General features: G+C 72.4%; 13 protein-coding genes and 1 pseudogene. 7 read left to right on the top strand and 7 right to left on the bottom strand.

The window, feature by feature from the left end; translation table 11 throughout:
* The first annotated feature begins 55 nt into the window (after window positions 1-55).
* Window positions 56-1,303 carry an MFS transporter gene (locus tag ACWDRR_RS08280; protein ID WP_449771361.1) on the top strand — a complete coding sequence of 416 codons (1,248 nt, stop codon included), beginning with the start codon at window positions 56-58 and terminating at the stop codon, window positions 1,301-1,303.
* A gap of 163 nt (window positions 1,304-1,466) precedes the next feature.
* Here ACWDRR_RS08280 and ACWDRR_RS08285 read toward each other — a convergent pair whose 3' ends face one another.
* The 7 genes from ACWDRR_RS08285 to ACWDRR_RS08315 all read right to left on the bottom strand — a co-directional run bounded on the left by ACWDRR_RS08285 (window position 1,467) and on the right by ACWDRR_RS08315 (window position 7,341).
* Window positions 1,467-2,852, bottom strand: a complete 1,386-nt coding sequence (locus tag ACWDRR_RS08285) for an 8-oxoguanine deaminase (RefSeq protein ID WP_449771362.1) — start codon at window positions 2,850-2,852, stop codon at window positions 1,467-1,469.
* Window positions 2,853-2,922: 70 nt separating this feature from the next.
* Window positions 2,923-4,386: a nucleobase:cation symporter-2 family protein gene (locus ACWDRR_RS08290; RefSeq protein ID WP_449771363.1), complete on the bottom strand. Its 1,464-nt coding sequence runs from the start codon at window positions 4,384-4,386 to the stop codon at window positions 2,923-2,925.
* 265 nt (window positions 4,387-4,651) lie between these two features.
* Window positions 4,652-5,566, bottom strand: coding sequence for a factor-independent urate hydroxylase (gene pucL, locus ACWDRR_RS08295; RefSeq protein ID WP_449771364.1), 915 nt, complete (start codon window positions 5,564-5,566; stop codon window positions 4,652-4,654).
* 26 nt (window positions 5,567-5,592) lie between these two features.
* Window positions 5,593-5,928: a hydroxyisourate hydrolase gene (gene uraH / locus ACWDRR_RS08300; RefSeq protein ID WP_387887513.1), complete on the bottom strand. Its 336-nt coding sequence runs from the start codon at window positions 5,926-5,928 to the stop codon at window positions 5,593-5,595.
* A gap of 60 nt (window positions 5,929-5,988) precedes the next feature.
* Complete coding sequence (gene uraD / locus ACWDRR_RS08305; protein ID WP_449771365.1) at window positions 5,989-6,492, bottom strand: 2-oxo-4-hydroxy-4-carboxy-5-ureidoimidazoline decarboxylase; 504 nt, start codon at window positions 6,490-6,492, stop codon at window positions 5,989-5,991.
* 226 nt (window positions 6,493-6,718) lie between these two features.
* Window positions 6,719-7,099: a helix-turn-helix domain-containing protein gene (locus ACWDRR_RS08310; protein ID WP_449771366.1), complete on the bottom strand. Its 381-nt coding sequence runs from the start codon at window positions 7,097-7,099 to the stop codon at window positions 6,719-6,721.
* On the bottom strand, window positions 7,096-7,341 hold the full coding sequence (locus ACWDRR_RS08315; protein WP_449771465.1) for a thiamine-binding protein: 246 nt from the start codon (window positions 7,339-7,341) through the stop codon (window positions 7,096-7,098). The genes ACWDRR_RS08310 and ACWDRR_RS08315 overlap by 4 nt, the downstream gene beginning before the upstream one ends.
* 226 nt (window positions 7,342-7,567) lie before the next feature.
* Here ACWDRR_RS08315 and ACWDRR_RS08320 point away from each other — a divergent pair, with 226 nt between their 5' ends.
* The 6 genes and pseudogenes from ACWDRR_RS08320 (at window position 7,568) to ACWDRR_RS08345 (ending at window position 15,064) form a co-directional block, all read left to right on the top strand.
* A complete protein-coding gene (locus ACWDRR_RS08320) occupies window positions 7,568-8,413 on the top strand; it encodes a TIM barrel protein (RefSeq protein ID WP_449771367.1) in 846 nt (281 codons plus the stop codon).
* A 39-nt stretch (window positions 8,414-8,452) separates the two neighbouring features.
* Complete coding sequence (locus ACWDRR_RS08325) at window positions 8,453-9,337, top strand: 2-hydroxy-3-oxopropionate reductase (RefSeq protein ID WP_449771368.1); 885 nt, start codon at window positions 8,453-8,455, stop codon at window positions 9,335-9,337.
* Window positions 9,338-9,656: 319 nt separating this feature from the next.
* Complete coding sequence (locus ACWDRR_RS08330) at window positions 9,657-10,799, top strand: glycerate kinase (protein ID WP_449771369.1); 1,143 nt, start codon at window positions 9,657-9,659, stop codon at window positions 10,797-10,799.
* Between the two features lie 112 nt (window positions 10,800-10,911).
* Window positions 10,912-12,288, top strand: coding sequence for an allantoinase AllB (allB, locus tag ACWDRR_RS08335; RefSeq protein WP_449771370.1), 1,377 nt, complete (start codon window positions 10,912-10,914; stop codon window positions 12,286-12,288).
* A pseudogene (alc, locus tag ACWDRR_RS08340) lies at window positions 12,210-13,337 on the top strand (allantoicase); the annotation flags it as partial. The gene allB and the pseudogene alc, both read left to right, overlap by 79 nt.
* Before the next feature lie 266 nt (window positions 13,338-13,603).
* Window positions 13,604-15,064 carry a catalase gene (locus ACWDRR_RS08345; protein WP_449771371.1) on the top strand — a complete coding sequence of 487 codons (1,461 nt, stop codon included), beginning with the start codon at window positions 13,604-13,606 and terminating at the stop codon, window positions 15,062-15,064.
* Window positions 15,065-15,098 lie beyond the last annotated feature (34 nt).

Consider the following 15,098-nt stretch of genomic DNA (forward strand, 5'->3'; position numbering starts at 1 on the left):
GACCGTAACGGTAAATGAGTTCCGCCGCTCCGGGAAGCCCGCTGTCCTATCTGCCATGACTTCCACCGCGGTGCCCCCCTCGGGCGTTCGCCGGCTGCTGCCGGCCGACCCACTGCTGCGCAGGCTCGCCCTGATGAGCCTGGTGAACACCGTCGGCAACGGCCTGTTCGTGACGGTCAGCGTGCTGTTCCTGACCCGTTCCGTCGGCCTGACGCCCGGCGGGGTGGCGCTCGGGCTGAGCATGGCCGGTGTCTGCGGGGTGTTCGCCGGGGTGCCGATGGGCCGGCTCGCCGACCGGGTGGGCGCCCGGCGGCTGCTGACGGTGGTCGGGCCGCTGGAGGCGGTCGCCGTCGTCGGCTACGCGTTCGTGCACTCGTTCGCCGCCTTCGTGGCGCTGGCCTGCGTGGCGACGGTGCTGGAACGCGGCGCGGCGGCGGTGCGCAGCGCGCTGATCGCCCGGATGCTGCCGGCCGAGAGCCAGGTGCGTTCGCGGGCGTTGCTGCGCTCGGTGATGAACGCGGGGCTGGTGATCGGGTCCAGTGGTGCGGCGCTGGCGCTGCAGTCCGACAGCTACGCCGGGTACGTCGTCGTGATGGTCCTGGACGCCCTGAGCTTCCTGGGCGCGACGGCGCTGCTGGCCGGCCTGCCGACCGCAGAGGTGACGACCCGTCAGGAGGGCGGCCCGGCGGGCTCCGGCCGGCGGCGCACGGCGCTGCGTGACCGCCGCTACCTGGTGATCACCGCGCTGCACGCGGTGCTGGAGCTCCAGTTCGCGGTGCTCACGGTGGGGATCCCGCTGTGGATCGTGCTCGCGACGGACGCTCCGGCGGCGGCCGTCGCCGCCGTCAACGTGGTCAACTGCCTTCTGGTGGTGGTGTTCCAGGTCCGCGCCAGCCGCGGTGTGGCCGACGTCGCGTCCGCGGCCCGGGCCTGTGCCCGGGGCGCTCTGCTGCTGGCGGCGGGCTGTCTGCTCTACGCGGCGGCCGCGCGCGGTTCGGCCACCCTGGCGGCGGGGGCGATCCTGGCCGGGGCGCTGGTGCACAGCCTGGGTGAGCTGCTCACCTCCGCCGGCGGCTGGACGCTGAGTCTGGACCTGGCCGATCCGCGGGCCCACGGCGAGTACCAGGGGGTGTTCATGAGCGGCCAGGCGGCGGCTCACGTGATCGGCCCGTTGGTGGTCGGCCTGACCGTGGTCGATCACGGCCGGGCCGGCTGGGCGGTCCTGGCGGGCGTCTTCGTGCTCGCGGGCGCCGCGCTCCCGGCCGCGACCCGGGGGGCGGAGCCGGCGGCGGTCGCCCGTTGATCGTGCGGCCCGCGCCCCACGGGGGTGGGAGCGGGCCGCCGGGCACGCCACAGCCCCGGACCCTCGCCGTGGGTCCGGGGCTGCGGTCCGCTCGCCGCCCGGTTGGAGGCGGCTCGCGGAGTCCGGGTGACGCACCGTCCCTGGGCGGCCCGGAGTTCAGGGGTTACACGGGGCGGGCGGCGAGCTCCTTGGCGGCGCGGGCGCAGGCCTGGGCGATCCGGTCCTCGTTCACCGTGGTCAGCTGCCCCTTCTCGACGACGGCGTTGCCGTTGACGAAGAGGGCGGCCAGCGGGGGCAGGGCGCCGAGGGTGAGGGCGGCGATCGGGTCGGCGATCGAGGAGTGCATGATGCCGTCGATCTTCCACAGGGCGAGGTCGGCCAGCTTGCCGACCTCGATCGAGCCGATCTCGTTCTGCCGGCCGAGCACCCGGGCGCCGCCCATCGTGCCCAGGCGCAGCGCCTGGCGGCCGGTGAGCGCGGTCGGGTAGCCGTGCAGGCGGTTGATCAGCAGCGCGTTGCGCAGCTCGGTGCCCAGCTCGCCGGACTCGTTGGAGGCGGTGCCGTCCACGCCGAGGCCGACCGGGACGCCGGCCTTCAGCATGTCGGGCACCCGGGCGATGCCGGCGGCCAGACGGGCGTTGGAGGACGGGCAGTGCGCGACACCGGTGCCGGTCTCGGCGAACTTGGCGATGTCGGAGTCGTTCATGTGGACGCAGTGCGCCATCCAGACGTCCTCGCCCAGCCAGCCCACCGACTCGAAGTAGTCGGTCGGGCCCATGCCGAACAGCTCCTTGCAGAACGCCTCCTCCTCGGCGGTCTCGGAGCCGTGGGTGTGCAGCCGGACGCCCTTGCGGCGGGCCAGCAGCGCGGCCTCGCGCATCAGCTCGGTGGAGACCGAGAAGGGCGAGCAGGGCGCGATGGCGATCTGCAGCATCGAGTCGGAGGAGGAGTCGTGGTACCGGTCCACGGCCGCCTCGGAGGCGATCAGGATCTCCTCGGTGTTCTCGACCGCGTGGTCCGGCGGCAGGCCGCCGTCCTTCTTGCTGCGGTCCATCGAGCCGCGCAGCGCGGTGAAGCGCATACCGAGCTCCTGGACGGCCTCGATCTCGGCGCCGAGGATGTCGCCGCCGTCCTTCGGGAAGACGTAGTGGTGGTCCGCGGCGGTGGTGCAGCCGGACTTGAGCAGCGCGGCGGCCGAGCCCTGGGCGGCGGCGTGCACCAGCTTGTCGTCGATCCGGGCCCAGGTCGGGTAGAGGGCGACCAGCCAGTCGAAGAGGATGTTGTCCTGGGCGAGGCCGCGGGTGATCCACTGGTAGAAGTGGTGGTGGGTGTTGACCAGTCCGGGGGTGACGAGGTGGCCCTCGCCGTTGATCCGGCGCACCACGTTGTCCAGCCACTGCGGGGCGGGGCCGTCGCCGACCGACTCGATCCTGTTGCCGAGGACGACCACGTGGCCGCGGGCGTACTCGGTGTCGTTGGCGTCGACCGTCGCGATCGCGACGTTCTCGATCACGATCCGCTGGTCGGCGGGCGGGGGCTGGACTGCCATGGTGTTACTCCTATGGGGGGAGGGTTGACGAAGGGCGCGCGATGAGCGGCACGCGCCCCCCGTCAACCGGTCAGGACGGTGTCGCCGTCGGCACCGTCGTGGCGGGTGTCCCGTCGGCCGGCGACCGGCGGGCTACCCCGACGTGGTGGAAGAGCAGGTTGAGCAGGACGGCCATCACGCTGCCGGCCGAGATCCCGGAGTGCAGCAGGGTGCGGACGGCCTCCGGGAACGCGTCGTAGAAGGTCGGCACCGCGATCGGGATGATGCCGACGCCGAGGGCGACCGACACCAGGATGGTGTTCGAGCTGGACTCCATGCCGGCCTCCGCGAGGGTGCGGATGCCGCTCGCCGCGACCGTGCCGAAGAGCACGATCCCGGCACCGCCGAGGACGGGCTGCGGCACCAGGGAGACGACCGACCCGAGCACCGGGAAGAGCCCGAGCAGGATCAGGATGCCTCCGCCGGCCGCGACCACGAAGCGGCTGCGGATCTTCGTCAGCGCCACCAGCCCGATGTTCTGGGCGAAGGCGCTGGCGGCGAAGCCGTTGAAGACCGGGCTCAGCGCGGTGGCCAGCCCGTCCGCCCGCAGGCCGGCGGCGAGCGTGGGTTCGTCGGCCTCGCGGTCGACGATCTTCCCGAGCGCCAGCATGTCGGCGGTGGACTCGGTCATCGAGACCACCATGACGATGCAGAGCGAGACGATCGCGGCCGCGTCGAACACGGGGGCGCCGAAGTGGAACGGGGAGGGGAGCGCGAAGACCTTCGCGTCCTGTACCGCGCCGAAGTCGGCGAGGCCCAGCGGGAAGGCGAGCAGGGTGCCGATCGCCAGCCCGACGAGCAGGGAGAGCTGTTGCCAGAAGCCGCGCAGCAGCCGGTTGCAGAGCACCACCGCGAGGAGGGTGATCGCGGCGAGGCCGATGGCCCGCATGGAGCCGTACCCGGGGGCGCCCGGCGAGCCGCCGCGCGCCCAGTTCACCGCCACCGGCAGCAGGGACACCCCGATGAGGGTGATCACGGTGCCCTGGACGACCGGCGGGAAGAACCTGATCAGCTTGCAGAAGTACGGCGCCGCGAGGAAGCACAGGAGCCCCGCGACGATCACCGCTCCGAAGATCACCGGGAGGGCGTCCTTCGGTCCGTGCTCCTTGGCGATGGCGATCATGGGCGCGACGCCCGCGAACGAGACGCCGTTCACGAACGGCAGCCGCGCGCCGATCTTCCAGATGCCGAGGGTCTGCAGGAGGGTGGCCAGTCCGGCGGTGAACAGGCTGGCCGATATGAGCAGGGCGAGCTCGGTGGGGGAGAGCCCCACGCCGGCGCCGACGATGAGAGGGGGAGCAACGACTCCCGCGTACATCGCGGCGACGTGCTGCAGACCGGTGGAGATCAGTTTCACCGGCGGCAGCAGCTCGTCCACGGGGTGGACTCCCGGCCCGGAAGGGGTGTCGGGGAGGTTGGTTGACACACCGTCCGGACCGGGGGGTCTGTCAGGGGTGGAACCGCCGTCTGTGGTGCGGGTGGAACGGAGTGCCATGTCGAGCCCCTCTTGTGCCCTGGCTCTCGGCGCGCCCGCGGCGCTGGAGATCCCCCGAGGGCGGGACGGCGGAGCAAGGATCCCTCGGGACGCTTCTCCAGCACCCCGGGCCGGCCGCCGCGAGGCGGGCACGATCTCCGGTGGGTGGGGGGTGGAGAAACTTCTGGTGCAGGAGTTGCGGGTACTGCGGACCGTCCGGCACCAGCCGGCCGTGGGAGGCCGGAGGGTGCGGTGATGCCGGGCGGGGTTCATGGGTGGGGGCGGGTCAGGCGAGCGGGATCACCGGGACGACGCCCTCGCGGTGCACGGTGCCCTCGATCAGGCCGTACATCCGGTCGGCGGCGTAGTAGACCTCGTTGTCGTTCTTGAGGCCGAACGGCTCCAGGTCGACCAGGAAGTGGTGCTTGTTGGGCAGCTCCAGGCGTACCTCGTCCACCTCGGCGCGGTTGTTCAGGACCCGGGTGCCCATCGAGTGCAGGGTCTGCTGCAGCGAGTAGGAGTAGGTCTCGGCGAACGCCTCCAGGAGGTGCCGCTTCACATGGGTGTAGGAGCGGTTCCAGTTGGGCTGGGCCTCGCCGTCCCGGCCGTCGAAGCCGTACTTCCAGCGCGCCGTCACCTGGGTGGCGAGGATGCGGTCGTAGGCCTCCTGGAGGGTGGTGTACTTGTCCTTGATGTAGCCCCAGAACTCGGAGTTGGTGGAGTTCATCACCACGAGGTCCTTGAGGCCCGAGATGACCTGCACGGTCTCGCCGTCGTAGACGATCTCGCTGGTCCTGGTCTCCTGGCCCTGGCGGACGAAGGAGTGGCCGACCTCCTCGGAGCCGATGAAGCGGGCCGAGTTGTCCGGCGTCCGGATCCGGTCCCAGGTGTACTCCTCGATCCGGATCCGGGCGCGGTGGATCGGCTCGTTGTTGTCCACGAAGTGGCGTGCCAGCGTGATGCCGAACTGCTCCGCGGACTCGATCCCGTACTCCTTCGCGAAGGCGAAGACGGTGTTCTTGGTGGTGTCGGTGGGCAGGCAGTTGGCGTTCGAGCCGGTGAGGTGGACGTCGTCGAGGTCGCCGGAGAGGGCGACCGAGACGTTCAGGTCCTTGATCTCGTGACGGGTGCTGTCACGGTAGACGCGGACGATGCGGTTCTCCGCCTTGCCGTACTGGTTCTGACCGAGCACGTGGGCCATGACAGGCTCCCAATCAATCAAGCGGTCTAGCTTCCGCGGTAGACCGAGTATCCGAACGGGTTCAGCAGCAGCGGCACGTGGTAGTGGTGCTGCGCGGGCGCGACCGTGAAGACGATCGAGACCTCGGGGAAGAACGGCGGCTCCTGCGACGTGCGCGCGTAGTACGCGGTGGTGTCGAAGAGCAGCCGGACGACCGAGCCCGCCTCCGCGGCCGGCAGGTCCTTGGCCCGGCCGTCGGAGTCCGTGGCGGAGGTGCCGAGCACCTTCCAGCCACCCTCGGTGTGCAGTGCGAGCTCGACCGGGACACCCTCGGCCGGGCGGCCGAGGCTGGTGTCGAGCACGTGGGTGGAGATGCCAGTCATGGGTGAAGTGACCTTACTGATGGCAGGTGTGACGATGCGTCGAACCTACGTGACGAGACGTCAGTTCTCGTTGAGCAGGCGGTTGATCCGAATGTCGTTGATCTTGCGCAGCTCGCCCCGGACGATCTCCGCCTCGGCGGCGGTGTCGTTGGGGTAGCGCTCCCGCAGGGCGGCGAGCATGGTGTCCGCGGTGCGGCCGGTGGCGCAGATCAGGAACACGTGGCCGAACTTGGCCTCGTAGGCGGCGTTGGCCTCGTGCAGCTCGTCGAGGAGTGCGGTGCCCACTCCCCGGATGCCGGCCTGTTCGCGCTCGGAGGTGGCGTCGCCCGCCTTGGGCGTGCCGATCCGGGCGTGGCCGGCCATCGCGTCGTGCAGGTCGGCGACCGTCAGTGCGGCCATGGCCGACGCGTTGGCGTCGAGCAGGGCCGTGCGGTCGGACCAGGGCCGGGCCGACGCCACGGCGTCGGCCCAGGTGGGGCTGGAGCAGACCTCCAGCAGGATCCCTCGCAGCTCGGCGGCGTCGGCCGCCGCCAGGGCGTCAAGGGTGTGGGGGTGGTTGGTCACGGGTGGACCTCCTGAAGAGTGGTGCCACCCGCACAAGCTAGATCCACCCAACCGGGCCGTCAACACTTTGTTGAACGGTTGGTGGTTACGTTTTGAACCGCCCCCGGTTGCCGGGCCGTTTCGTGTGCGATGAGACAAGTGTGCCCCGCCGGGGGCTGGTGAAGACTGGCCGGGCCGGCGGGGCACACCCGGTCGGCCGCCTCGGCGGGACCGGGGTGTCGCAGGCTCAGCCGGACTTCGTACCGTCCTGGCGGTTGAGGTAGTTGTACACGGTGAAGCGGCTCACGCCGAGCGCCGAGGCGACCGTCTCCACCCCGTGGCGGACGGTGAAGGCGCCCCGCTCCTCCAGCAGGGCGACCACGCGCTGCTTCTCCCAGCGGTCCAGCTCGGCCAGCGGGCGGCCGTCGAACTGGCGGGTCATCTCGGCCAGCAGCCGGTCCAGCGCACTGCTCAGGTGCGGCAGCCGGACGGCCAGGGCCGGGACGCCCTCCCACTCCAGCAGGACGTCCTCGGCCTTCGCCTCCGCCAGTGGTACGGGCGTCGCGCCGACGGCGTCCAGCAGTGGCTTCACGGCCGCGGCGAGCGGGTGGTCCACGTGCTCGGTCACGGCGTACCGCCCCCCTCGCCGAGCACGCTGACCTGGACCGAGATCCGGGTCGCGCCGGCGTCCAGGGTCTCCCGGAGCAGCTTGGTCACGGCGGCCAGGACCTGGTCGGCCTCGCCCTCCGCGCCGGTTCCGAAGGGGCCGACCGCGACGGCCAGGCCGGCCTCGTCGACCACCTTCCGGGCCGCCACGGCGTGCTCCGGGAACGTGTCCAGTTCGAACGGTTCTGTCGTGAACTCCACCATCAATCGCACCTGCTCACTGTAGCGAGCGGGGGTGCGCCCGGTCATCGGACGGTCGGAGGCTGGTCGATCGAACAGGGCGGCCGCCGGGCGGGGGGTCGGTTTCGGCCTCTTCAACAAATTGTTGCGGCGCTCTTGACACTCGCTCGACGGGCCGGACATGCTTCCACCAAGCAGAATCGCTCTTCCGGATCGTGGAAGTTGCGGACAGACGGAAGAGAGATGTGAGGTGATTGACGTGACTGCCGCCGCCGCGCACAGCTTCACCGTCAACCTGTCGATCCTGTTCGGTGAGCTCCCGCTCCTGGAGCGCCCGGCCGCCGCTGCCGCCGCCGGCTTCACCGCCGCCGAGCTGTGGTGGCCGTTCGGCGAGGAGCACGCCCCGTCCGAGGCCGAGCAGGACGCGCTCCGCAAGGCCTTCGGCGACGCCGGCGTGCAGCTCACCGGCCTCAACTTCCTGGACGACCTCACCAAGGGCGCCCGCGGCACCGTTTCGGTCCCGGCCGAGAAGGAGCGCTTCCGCGCCAACGTCCCGGTCGCGGCCGGGCTGGCCGCCTCGCTCGGCACCACGGCGCTCAACGCGCTCTACGGCAACCGGATCGAGGGCGTGGACCCGGCCGAGCAGGACGCGCTCGCGCTGGAGAACCTCGTCGTCGCCGCGAAGGCCGCCCACGAGATCGGCGCGGTCCTGCTGATCGAGGCGCTGAACAAGCCGGAGTCCCCGGACTACCCGCTGGTCTCCGCCGCCGCCGCGGTCGAGGTCGTCGACAAGGTCAACGCCGCGACCGGCCTGGGCAACGCGAAGTTCCTCTGCGACCTCTACCACCTGGCCCGCAACGGCGAGGACCTGGCGGCCGTCATCGACACCTACGCCGACCGCTTCGGCCACGTCCAGATCGCCGACACCCCCGGCCGCAACGAGCCCGGCACCGGCGAGCTGGACTTCGAGGACCTCTTCGCCCGGCTGACCGCCGCCGGCTACACCGGCCGGATCGGCCTGGAGTACCGCCCGGCCGGCGGAGTCGGCGCCGACGCCTTCGAGTGGCTGCCGCGCGAGCACCGCGCCGCGAAGTAGCCCCCGACCCCACCCCTCCACGTACAAAGGAACGACGCGATGAGCCGCAAGATCGCCTTCATCGGCCTCGGCATCATGGGCAGCCCGATGGCCGCCAACCTCGTCAAGGCCGGCCACCACGTCACCGGCTACAACCTCACCCAGCCGCAGATCGACGCCCTGGTCGCGGCCGGCGGCCACGGTGCGAGCAGCATCGCGGACGCGGTGAAGGACGCCGAGGTCGTCATCACCATGGTCCCGGCCGACCCGCACGTCGAGCAGGCCGTCCTGGGCGAGGGCGGTGTGCTGGAGAACGTGCAGCCCGGCACGCTCGTCATCGACATGTCGAGCATCACCCCGCAGACCTCGATCAAGGTGGAGGCCGCCGCCAAGGAGAAGGGCGTCCGTACCCTGGACGCCCCGGTCTCCGGTGGCGAGGCCGGCGCCGTCGAGGCGGTGCTGTCGATCATGGTCGGTGGCGCGGCCGAGGACTTCGCCGAGGCCAAGCCGCTGTTCGACGTGCTGGGCACCACGGTCGTCCACGTCGGCCCGGCCGGCGCCGGCCAGACCGTCAAGGCCGCCAACCAGCTGATCGTCGCCGTCAACATCCAGGTGCTGGCCGAGGCCGTGGTGTTCCTGGAGAACGCCGGTGTCGACCTCGCCGCGGCGCTGGACGTGCTCGGTGGCGGCCTGGCCGGCTCCACCGTGCTGAACCGCAAGAAGGCGAACATGCTGAACCGCGAGTTCGCGCCGGGCTTCCGGATCGACCTGCACCACAAGGACATGGGCATCGTCACCGACGCGGCCCGCGCCGTGGGCGCCGCGCTGCCGGTCGGCGCCGTGGTCGCCCAGCTGGTCGCCTCCGCCCGTGCCAACGGCGACGGTTCGCTGGACCACTCGGCGCTGCTGCGCGGCGTCGAGCGGCTCTCCGGCCGCGAGGTCTAGATCTCGCGGTACCACTGACTCCTCCTGGTGGCGTGTACCTATCCGGTCGTGCCCGCGCCACCAGGAGGCCAGACCCGATCGGCAGGCGGGCCGGGGCTCATCCGCCTCCTGCCGATCGACCAAACGGCGGCGCGCACTCCCTGTCGGGGGCACTTCGGTCGTGCCGACGCGCCGCCCGGCCCCCTCCCTCGCCGAGGGGAGCCTCTCGTACGTCGGAAGCGGGACGAGGGGAACGGCGGGGAGGGGGCCGCACCCCGGCCCCACGGGGCACATGCTTGACGAACCAGCGCCAGAACCGTCCGGAAGTGAGGCCCGCACCATGCCCGCCACCCCCACCCAGGGCCATGTGGTCGTAGCTCCCGACAAGTTCAAGGGCACCCTGGAGGGCGCCGAGGTCGCCGCCCGGATCGCCGCCGGCATCCGCCGTGCCGCACCCGGTGTCGAGATCCGCGAACTGCCCGTCGCCGACGGCGGCGAGGGCACCCTGGCCGCCGCGCTGGCGGCCGGGTTCACCCGGATCCCGGCCAAGGTGGCCGGCCCCACCGGTCTGCCGGTGGACGCCGCGCTCGCCGTCCGGGGCGACACCGCCGTGGTCGAGCTGGCGCAGTCCTCCGGGCTGGCCAGGCTCCCCGGCGGCCGGACCGCCCCGCTCGCGGCCGGCTCCTACGGGGTCGGCCAGCTGATCGGCCGGGCGGTGGGCCTGGGGGCCAAGCGGATCGTGCTCGGCCTCGGCGGCAGCGCCTGCACCGACGGCGGCGCGGGCATGGTCCAGGCGCTCGGCGTCGGCCTGCAGGACGCCGACGGCGGCGAGCTGCCGCCCGGCGGCGGGGCGCTGCGCAAGCTGGCCCGGATCGACCTCGGACCGGTGGCGGACGTGCTCACCGGCGTCGAGGTCGTGGTGGCCTGCGACGTGGACAACCCGCTGCTCGGCCCGCGCGGCGCGACCGCCGTCTACGGGCCGCAGAAGGGCGCCGACGGCGACGACCTGGTCGTCCTGGAGGAGGGGCTGGCCCGCTTCGCCGACGTGGTCGGCGCGGCCGTCGGCCGGGACTACCGGGAGGCCCCCGGCGCCGGGGCCGCGGGCGGGGTGGGCTTCGCCGCCCTCGCCCTGCTCGGCGCCACCATGCGACCCGGCATCGAGTTGATGCTCGAACTGCTGGGTTTCGACGAGGCCGTGCGTGGGGCACGCCTCGTCGTGACCGGCGAGGGCTGCCTGGACGCTCAGACGCTCCACGGCAAGGCGCCCGCCGGAGTTGCCGCGGCGGCCACCCGGGCGGGGGTTCGGGTGGCCGCTGTGGCCGGACGGCTGGAGCTGTCGGAGCGCGAGTGGCGGGCGGCCGGCTTCGCCGCCGCCTACGCGCTCACCGACCTGGCCGAACAGCCGGGGGACAGCATGACCCGGGCGGCGGAGCTGGCCGAGGTCGCGGGGGAGCGGCTCGCGGCCGCGCTGCTGAGCGGCTGAGCGGCCGTCCGGCTCTCGTATCTTCCTACATTGACGTTTTGTTGAAGGCGGCCCTAGGCTCCGGGCATTCCTTCGGCACACCCCACTCGTACCCAGGTTTCGGAGGTCCCCCATGCCCCCCAGCGAGGCGTCCTTCAGCGAGGTGGTGATCCGCTCCCGCCGGGTCGTCCTGCCGGACGGCGAGCGTCCCGCCGACGTGCTGATCCGGAACGGGACGATCGAGCGGATCGCCGAGCACGGCACGCTCCCGGCCGGCGACCGGCCGGTGACCGACCTCGGCGACACCGCCCTGCTCCCCGGTCTGGTCGACACCCACGTGCACGTCAACGAGCCCGGCCGGACCGAGTGGGAGGGCTTCGCCACCGCCACCCGGGCCGCGGCCGCCGGCGGCGTCACCACGATCATCGACATGCCGCTCAACTCGATCCCGCCCACCACCACGGTGGACGGCCTGGAGGCCAAGCGGAAGACCGCCGAGGGCCAGGCCTGGGTCGACCTCGGCTTCTGGGGCGGCGCCGTCCCCGGCAACGTCCCGGACCTCGAACCACTGCACCGCGCGGGCGTGTTCGGCTTCAAGAGCTTCCTGGCCCCGTCCGGGGTGGACGAGTTCCCGCACGTCGAGCAGGCCGACCTGGAGGCCGCGCTGGCCGAGCAGGCCCGGATCGGCGCGCTGGCGATCATCCACGCCGAGGACCCGGCCGTGCTCGCCGCGGCCCCCCAGCAACCCGGCGTGCACTACCGCGACTTCCTCGCCTCCCGCCCCGACGGCGCCGAGACCGCGGCCGTCGCCCGGCTGCTCGACACCGCCCGGCGCACCGGCGCCCGGGTCCACATCCTGCACGTCTCCTCCGCCGCGGTGCTGCCGCTGCTGCGCCAGGCCCGCGCGGACGGCGTCCGGGTGACCGCCGAGACCTGCCCGCACTACCTCACCCTGGCGGCCGAGGAGGTGCCGGACGGCGACACCGCGTTCAAGTGCTGTCCGCCGATCCGCGACGAGGCCAACCGCGACGCGCTCTGGGCGGCCCTGGCCGCCGGGGAGTTCATCGCGGTCGTCTCGGACCACTCGCCCTCCACCCCGGACCTCAAGCTGCTGCCCGAGTTCGGCGGCAGCGGCGACTTCGCGGCCGCCTGGGGCGGCATCGCCTCCCTCCAGCTCGGCCTGCCGGCGATCTGGACGGAAGCCCGCCGCCGCGGCCACACCCTGTCCGACGTGGTCCGCTGGATGGCGAGCGGCCCGGCCGCCCTGGTCGGCCTCACCGGCACCAAGGGCGCCATCGCGGTCGGCCACGACGCCGACCTGGTCGCCTTCGACCCCGACGGCGCGTTCGCGGTGCACGCCGCCGAGCTGCACCACCGCAACCCCGTCACCCCCTACGCGGGCCGCACGCTGACCGGCGCCGTCCGCACCACCTGGCTGCGCGGCCGGGTGGTCGACACCGCCGCCGAGCCCTTCGGCCGCCTGATCACGCGTCACCAGGAGACCCAGTGAGCACCGTCAACACCCCGAGCGCCCCGTTCACCGAGCTGGTCGACCTGGCGTCGCGGCTGCTCGGCGCGGGCGTCGTCGCCACCAACGAGGACACCTTCGCGGACGCGGAGAACCTGCTGGTCGCCAAGCCCGCCGAGTTCCGTGCGCACACCTTCGGCCACAAGGGCCAGATCATGGACGGCTGGGAGTCCAGGCGCCGCCGCGGCGTCGGCGCCGACCAGCCGCACCCCACGGACGAGGACCACGACTGGGCGGTCGTCCGGCTCGGCGTCGGCGGCGTGATCCGCGGTCTGATCGTCGACACCGCGCACTTCACCGGCAACTACCCGGAGAGCGCCTCGGTCGAGGCCGCCGCCGTCCCCGGGCACCCGTCGCCGGCCGAGCTCGCGGCGGCCGAGTGGGTCGAACTGCTGCCGCGCACCCCGCTCCAGGGCAACACCGCGCACGAGTTCGCGATACGCAACGACACCCGCTTCACCCACGTGCGCCTCAACATCTTCCCGGACGGCGGGGTCGCCCGGCTGCGGGTGCACGGCGAGGTGCTGCCCGACCCGCGCGAGCTGGACGGCCTCACCTTCGACCTGGCCGCCCAGGAGTACGGCGGCGTGGCCGAGGCGGCGTCCGACCGCTACTTCTCCTCCCCGCACAACCTGAACGCTCCCGGTCGCGCCTCCGTCATGGGCGAGGGCTGGGAGACCCGGCGTCGGCGCGACAAGGCCAACGACTGGGTGCAGATCGCCCTGGCCGGGGGCGGCGAGGTCCTGGCCGCCGAGGTGGATACCACCCACTTCGTCGCCAACGCCCCCGGCTGGGCCGACCTGGCCGGCTACGACGCCTCGGCCGGCGGAGATCCCGGCGCCGACCGTGACGGCTGGTTCGAGATCCTGCCCCGCACCCGCCTCCAGCCCGACACCCGGCACCGCTTCCGGCTCGACGTCGGCCGCCCGGTGACCCATGTGCGGATCAACGTCCACCCGGACGGCGGCCTCGCCCGCCTGCGCCTCACCGGCCGCCTGACCGAGGCCGGCCGCGCGGCCCTCGCACTGCGCTGGTTCGACGCCGTCCCGGCCGCCGAGGCCGTCGCCGCGCTCACCGAGGCCGGTCTCACCGGCGAGGAGGCCGCCGCGCTCACCGCCGCCCGCCCGCTGGCGGACCGGGCCGCGGCCACCGCCGCCGTCGCCGCGCTGCGGCCGGGCGACGGACCGGACGGCGAGCACTCCTCCCGCCGCCGCTCGGCCGTCTGGCGCCTGCTCGGCATCTGAACCGCCGTCACCCCTCTCTCCACGCACGCCTTATCGACCCTGAAGGACCCTCCATGTCCAAGATCCTGACCACGGAGTCCGGCGCGCCCGTCGCCGACAACCAGAACTCGGCCTCGGCCGGCGAGTACGGCCCGCTGCTCATCCAGGACCAGCAGCTCCTGGAGAAGCTGGCCCGGTTCAACCGCGAGCGCATCCCGGAGCGCGTCGTGCACGCCCGGGGCTCCGGCGCCTACGGCTACTTCGAGGTCACCGACGAGGTCTCGCAGTACACCCGGGCCGCCTTCCTCTCCGAGGTCGGCAAGCGCACCGAGCTGTTCCTGCGCTTCTCCACCGTGGCGGGCAACCTGGGCTCCAGCGACGCGGTGCGCGACCCGCGCGGCTTCGCGCTGAAGTTCTACACCGAGGAGGGCAACTACGACCTCGTCGGGAACAACACCCCGGTGTTCTTCATCAAGGACCCGATCAAGTTCCCGGACTTCATCCACTCGCAGAAGCGCGACCCGTTCACGGGCGTCCAGGAGGCCGACAACGTCTGGGACTTCTGGGCCCACTCGCCGGCCTCCACCCACCAGATCACCTGGCTCTTCGGCGACCGCGGCATCCCGGCCTCCTACCGCCACATGAACGGCTACGGCTCGCACACCTACCAGTGGGTCAACGAGCAGGGCGACGCCTTCTGGGTGAAGTACCACTTCAAGACCAACCAGGGCATCCGCTCGCTGGACGGCGGCCAGTCCGCCGAGGTGCTCGGCGCCGACGCCGACAGCCACCAGCGCGACCTGCACCAGGCCATCGAGCGCGGCGTGTTCCCGAGCTGGACGCTCTACGTCCAGCTGATGCCGGTCGCCGAGGCCGCGGACTACCGCTTCAACCCCTTCGACCTCACCAAGGTGTGGCCGCACGCCGACTACCCGCTGGTCAAGGTCGGCCGCCTGGTGCTGAACCGGAACCCGGAGAACGTCTTCGCCGACGTCGAGCAGTCCGCGTTCTCGCCCAACAACTTCGTGCCCGGCATCGGCCCGTCCCCGGACAAGATGCTCCAGGGCCGCCTGTTCGCCTACGCGGACGCCCAGCGCTACCGCCTCGGCGTCAACCACACCCTGCTCGCCGTCAACGCCCCCCGGGCGACCGAGGCGAACAACTACGGCCGTGACGGCTTCGCCGCCGTCAACAAGTCCGGCCGCGGCAAGAACTACGAGCCCAACTCGTACGACGGCCCGGCCCAGACCGACAGCGCGCTCGCCGCGCCGGTCGCGGTCAACGGCCACACCGGCACCTACACCACGCCGGCCCACACCAAGGACGACGACTTCTTCCAGGCCGGCGAGCTCTACCGGCTGATGTCGGCCGGCGAGAAGACCCGCCTGATCGACAACATCGCCGGCTTCCTGGCGCAGGTCTCGCGCGACGACATCGTCGAGAAGAACCTCGCCCACTTCCACGCGGCCGACGAGGAGTACGGCGCCCGCCTGGAGGCCGCCGTCGCCAAGCTCCGCGCCGGCGACGAGGGCTGACCCACCGTCCCCTTCCGAACCACCCTCACCGGCC

It is taken from the genome of Kitasatospora sp. NPDC003701 (assembly GCF_053587085.1).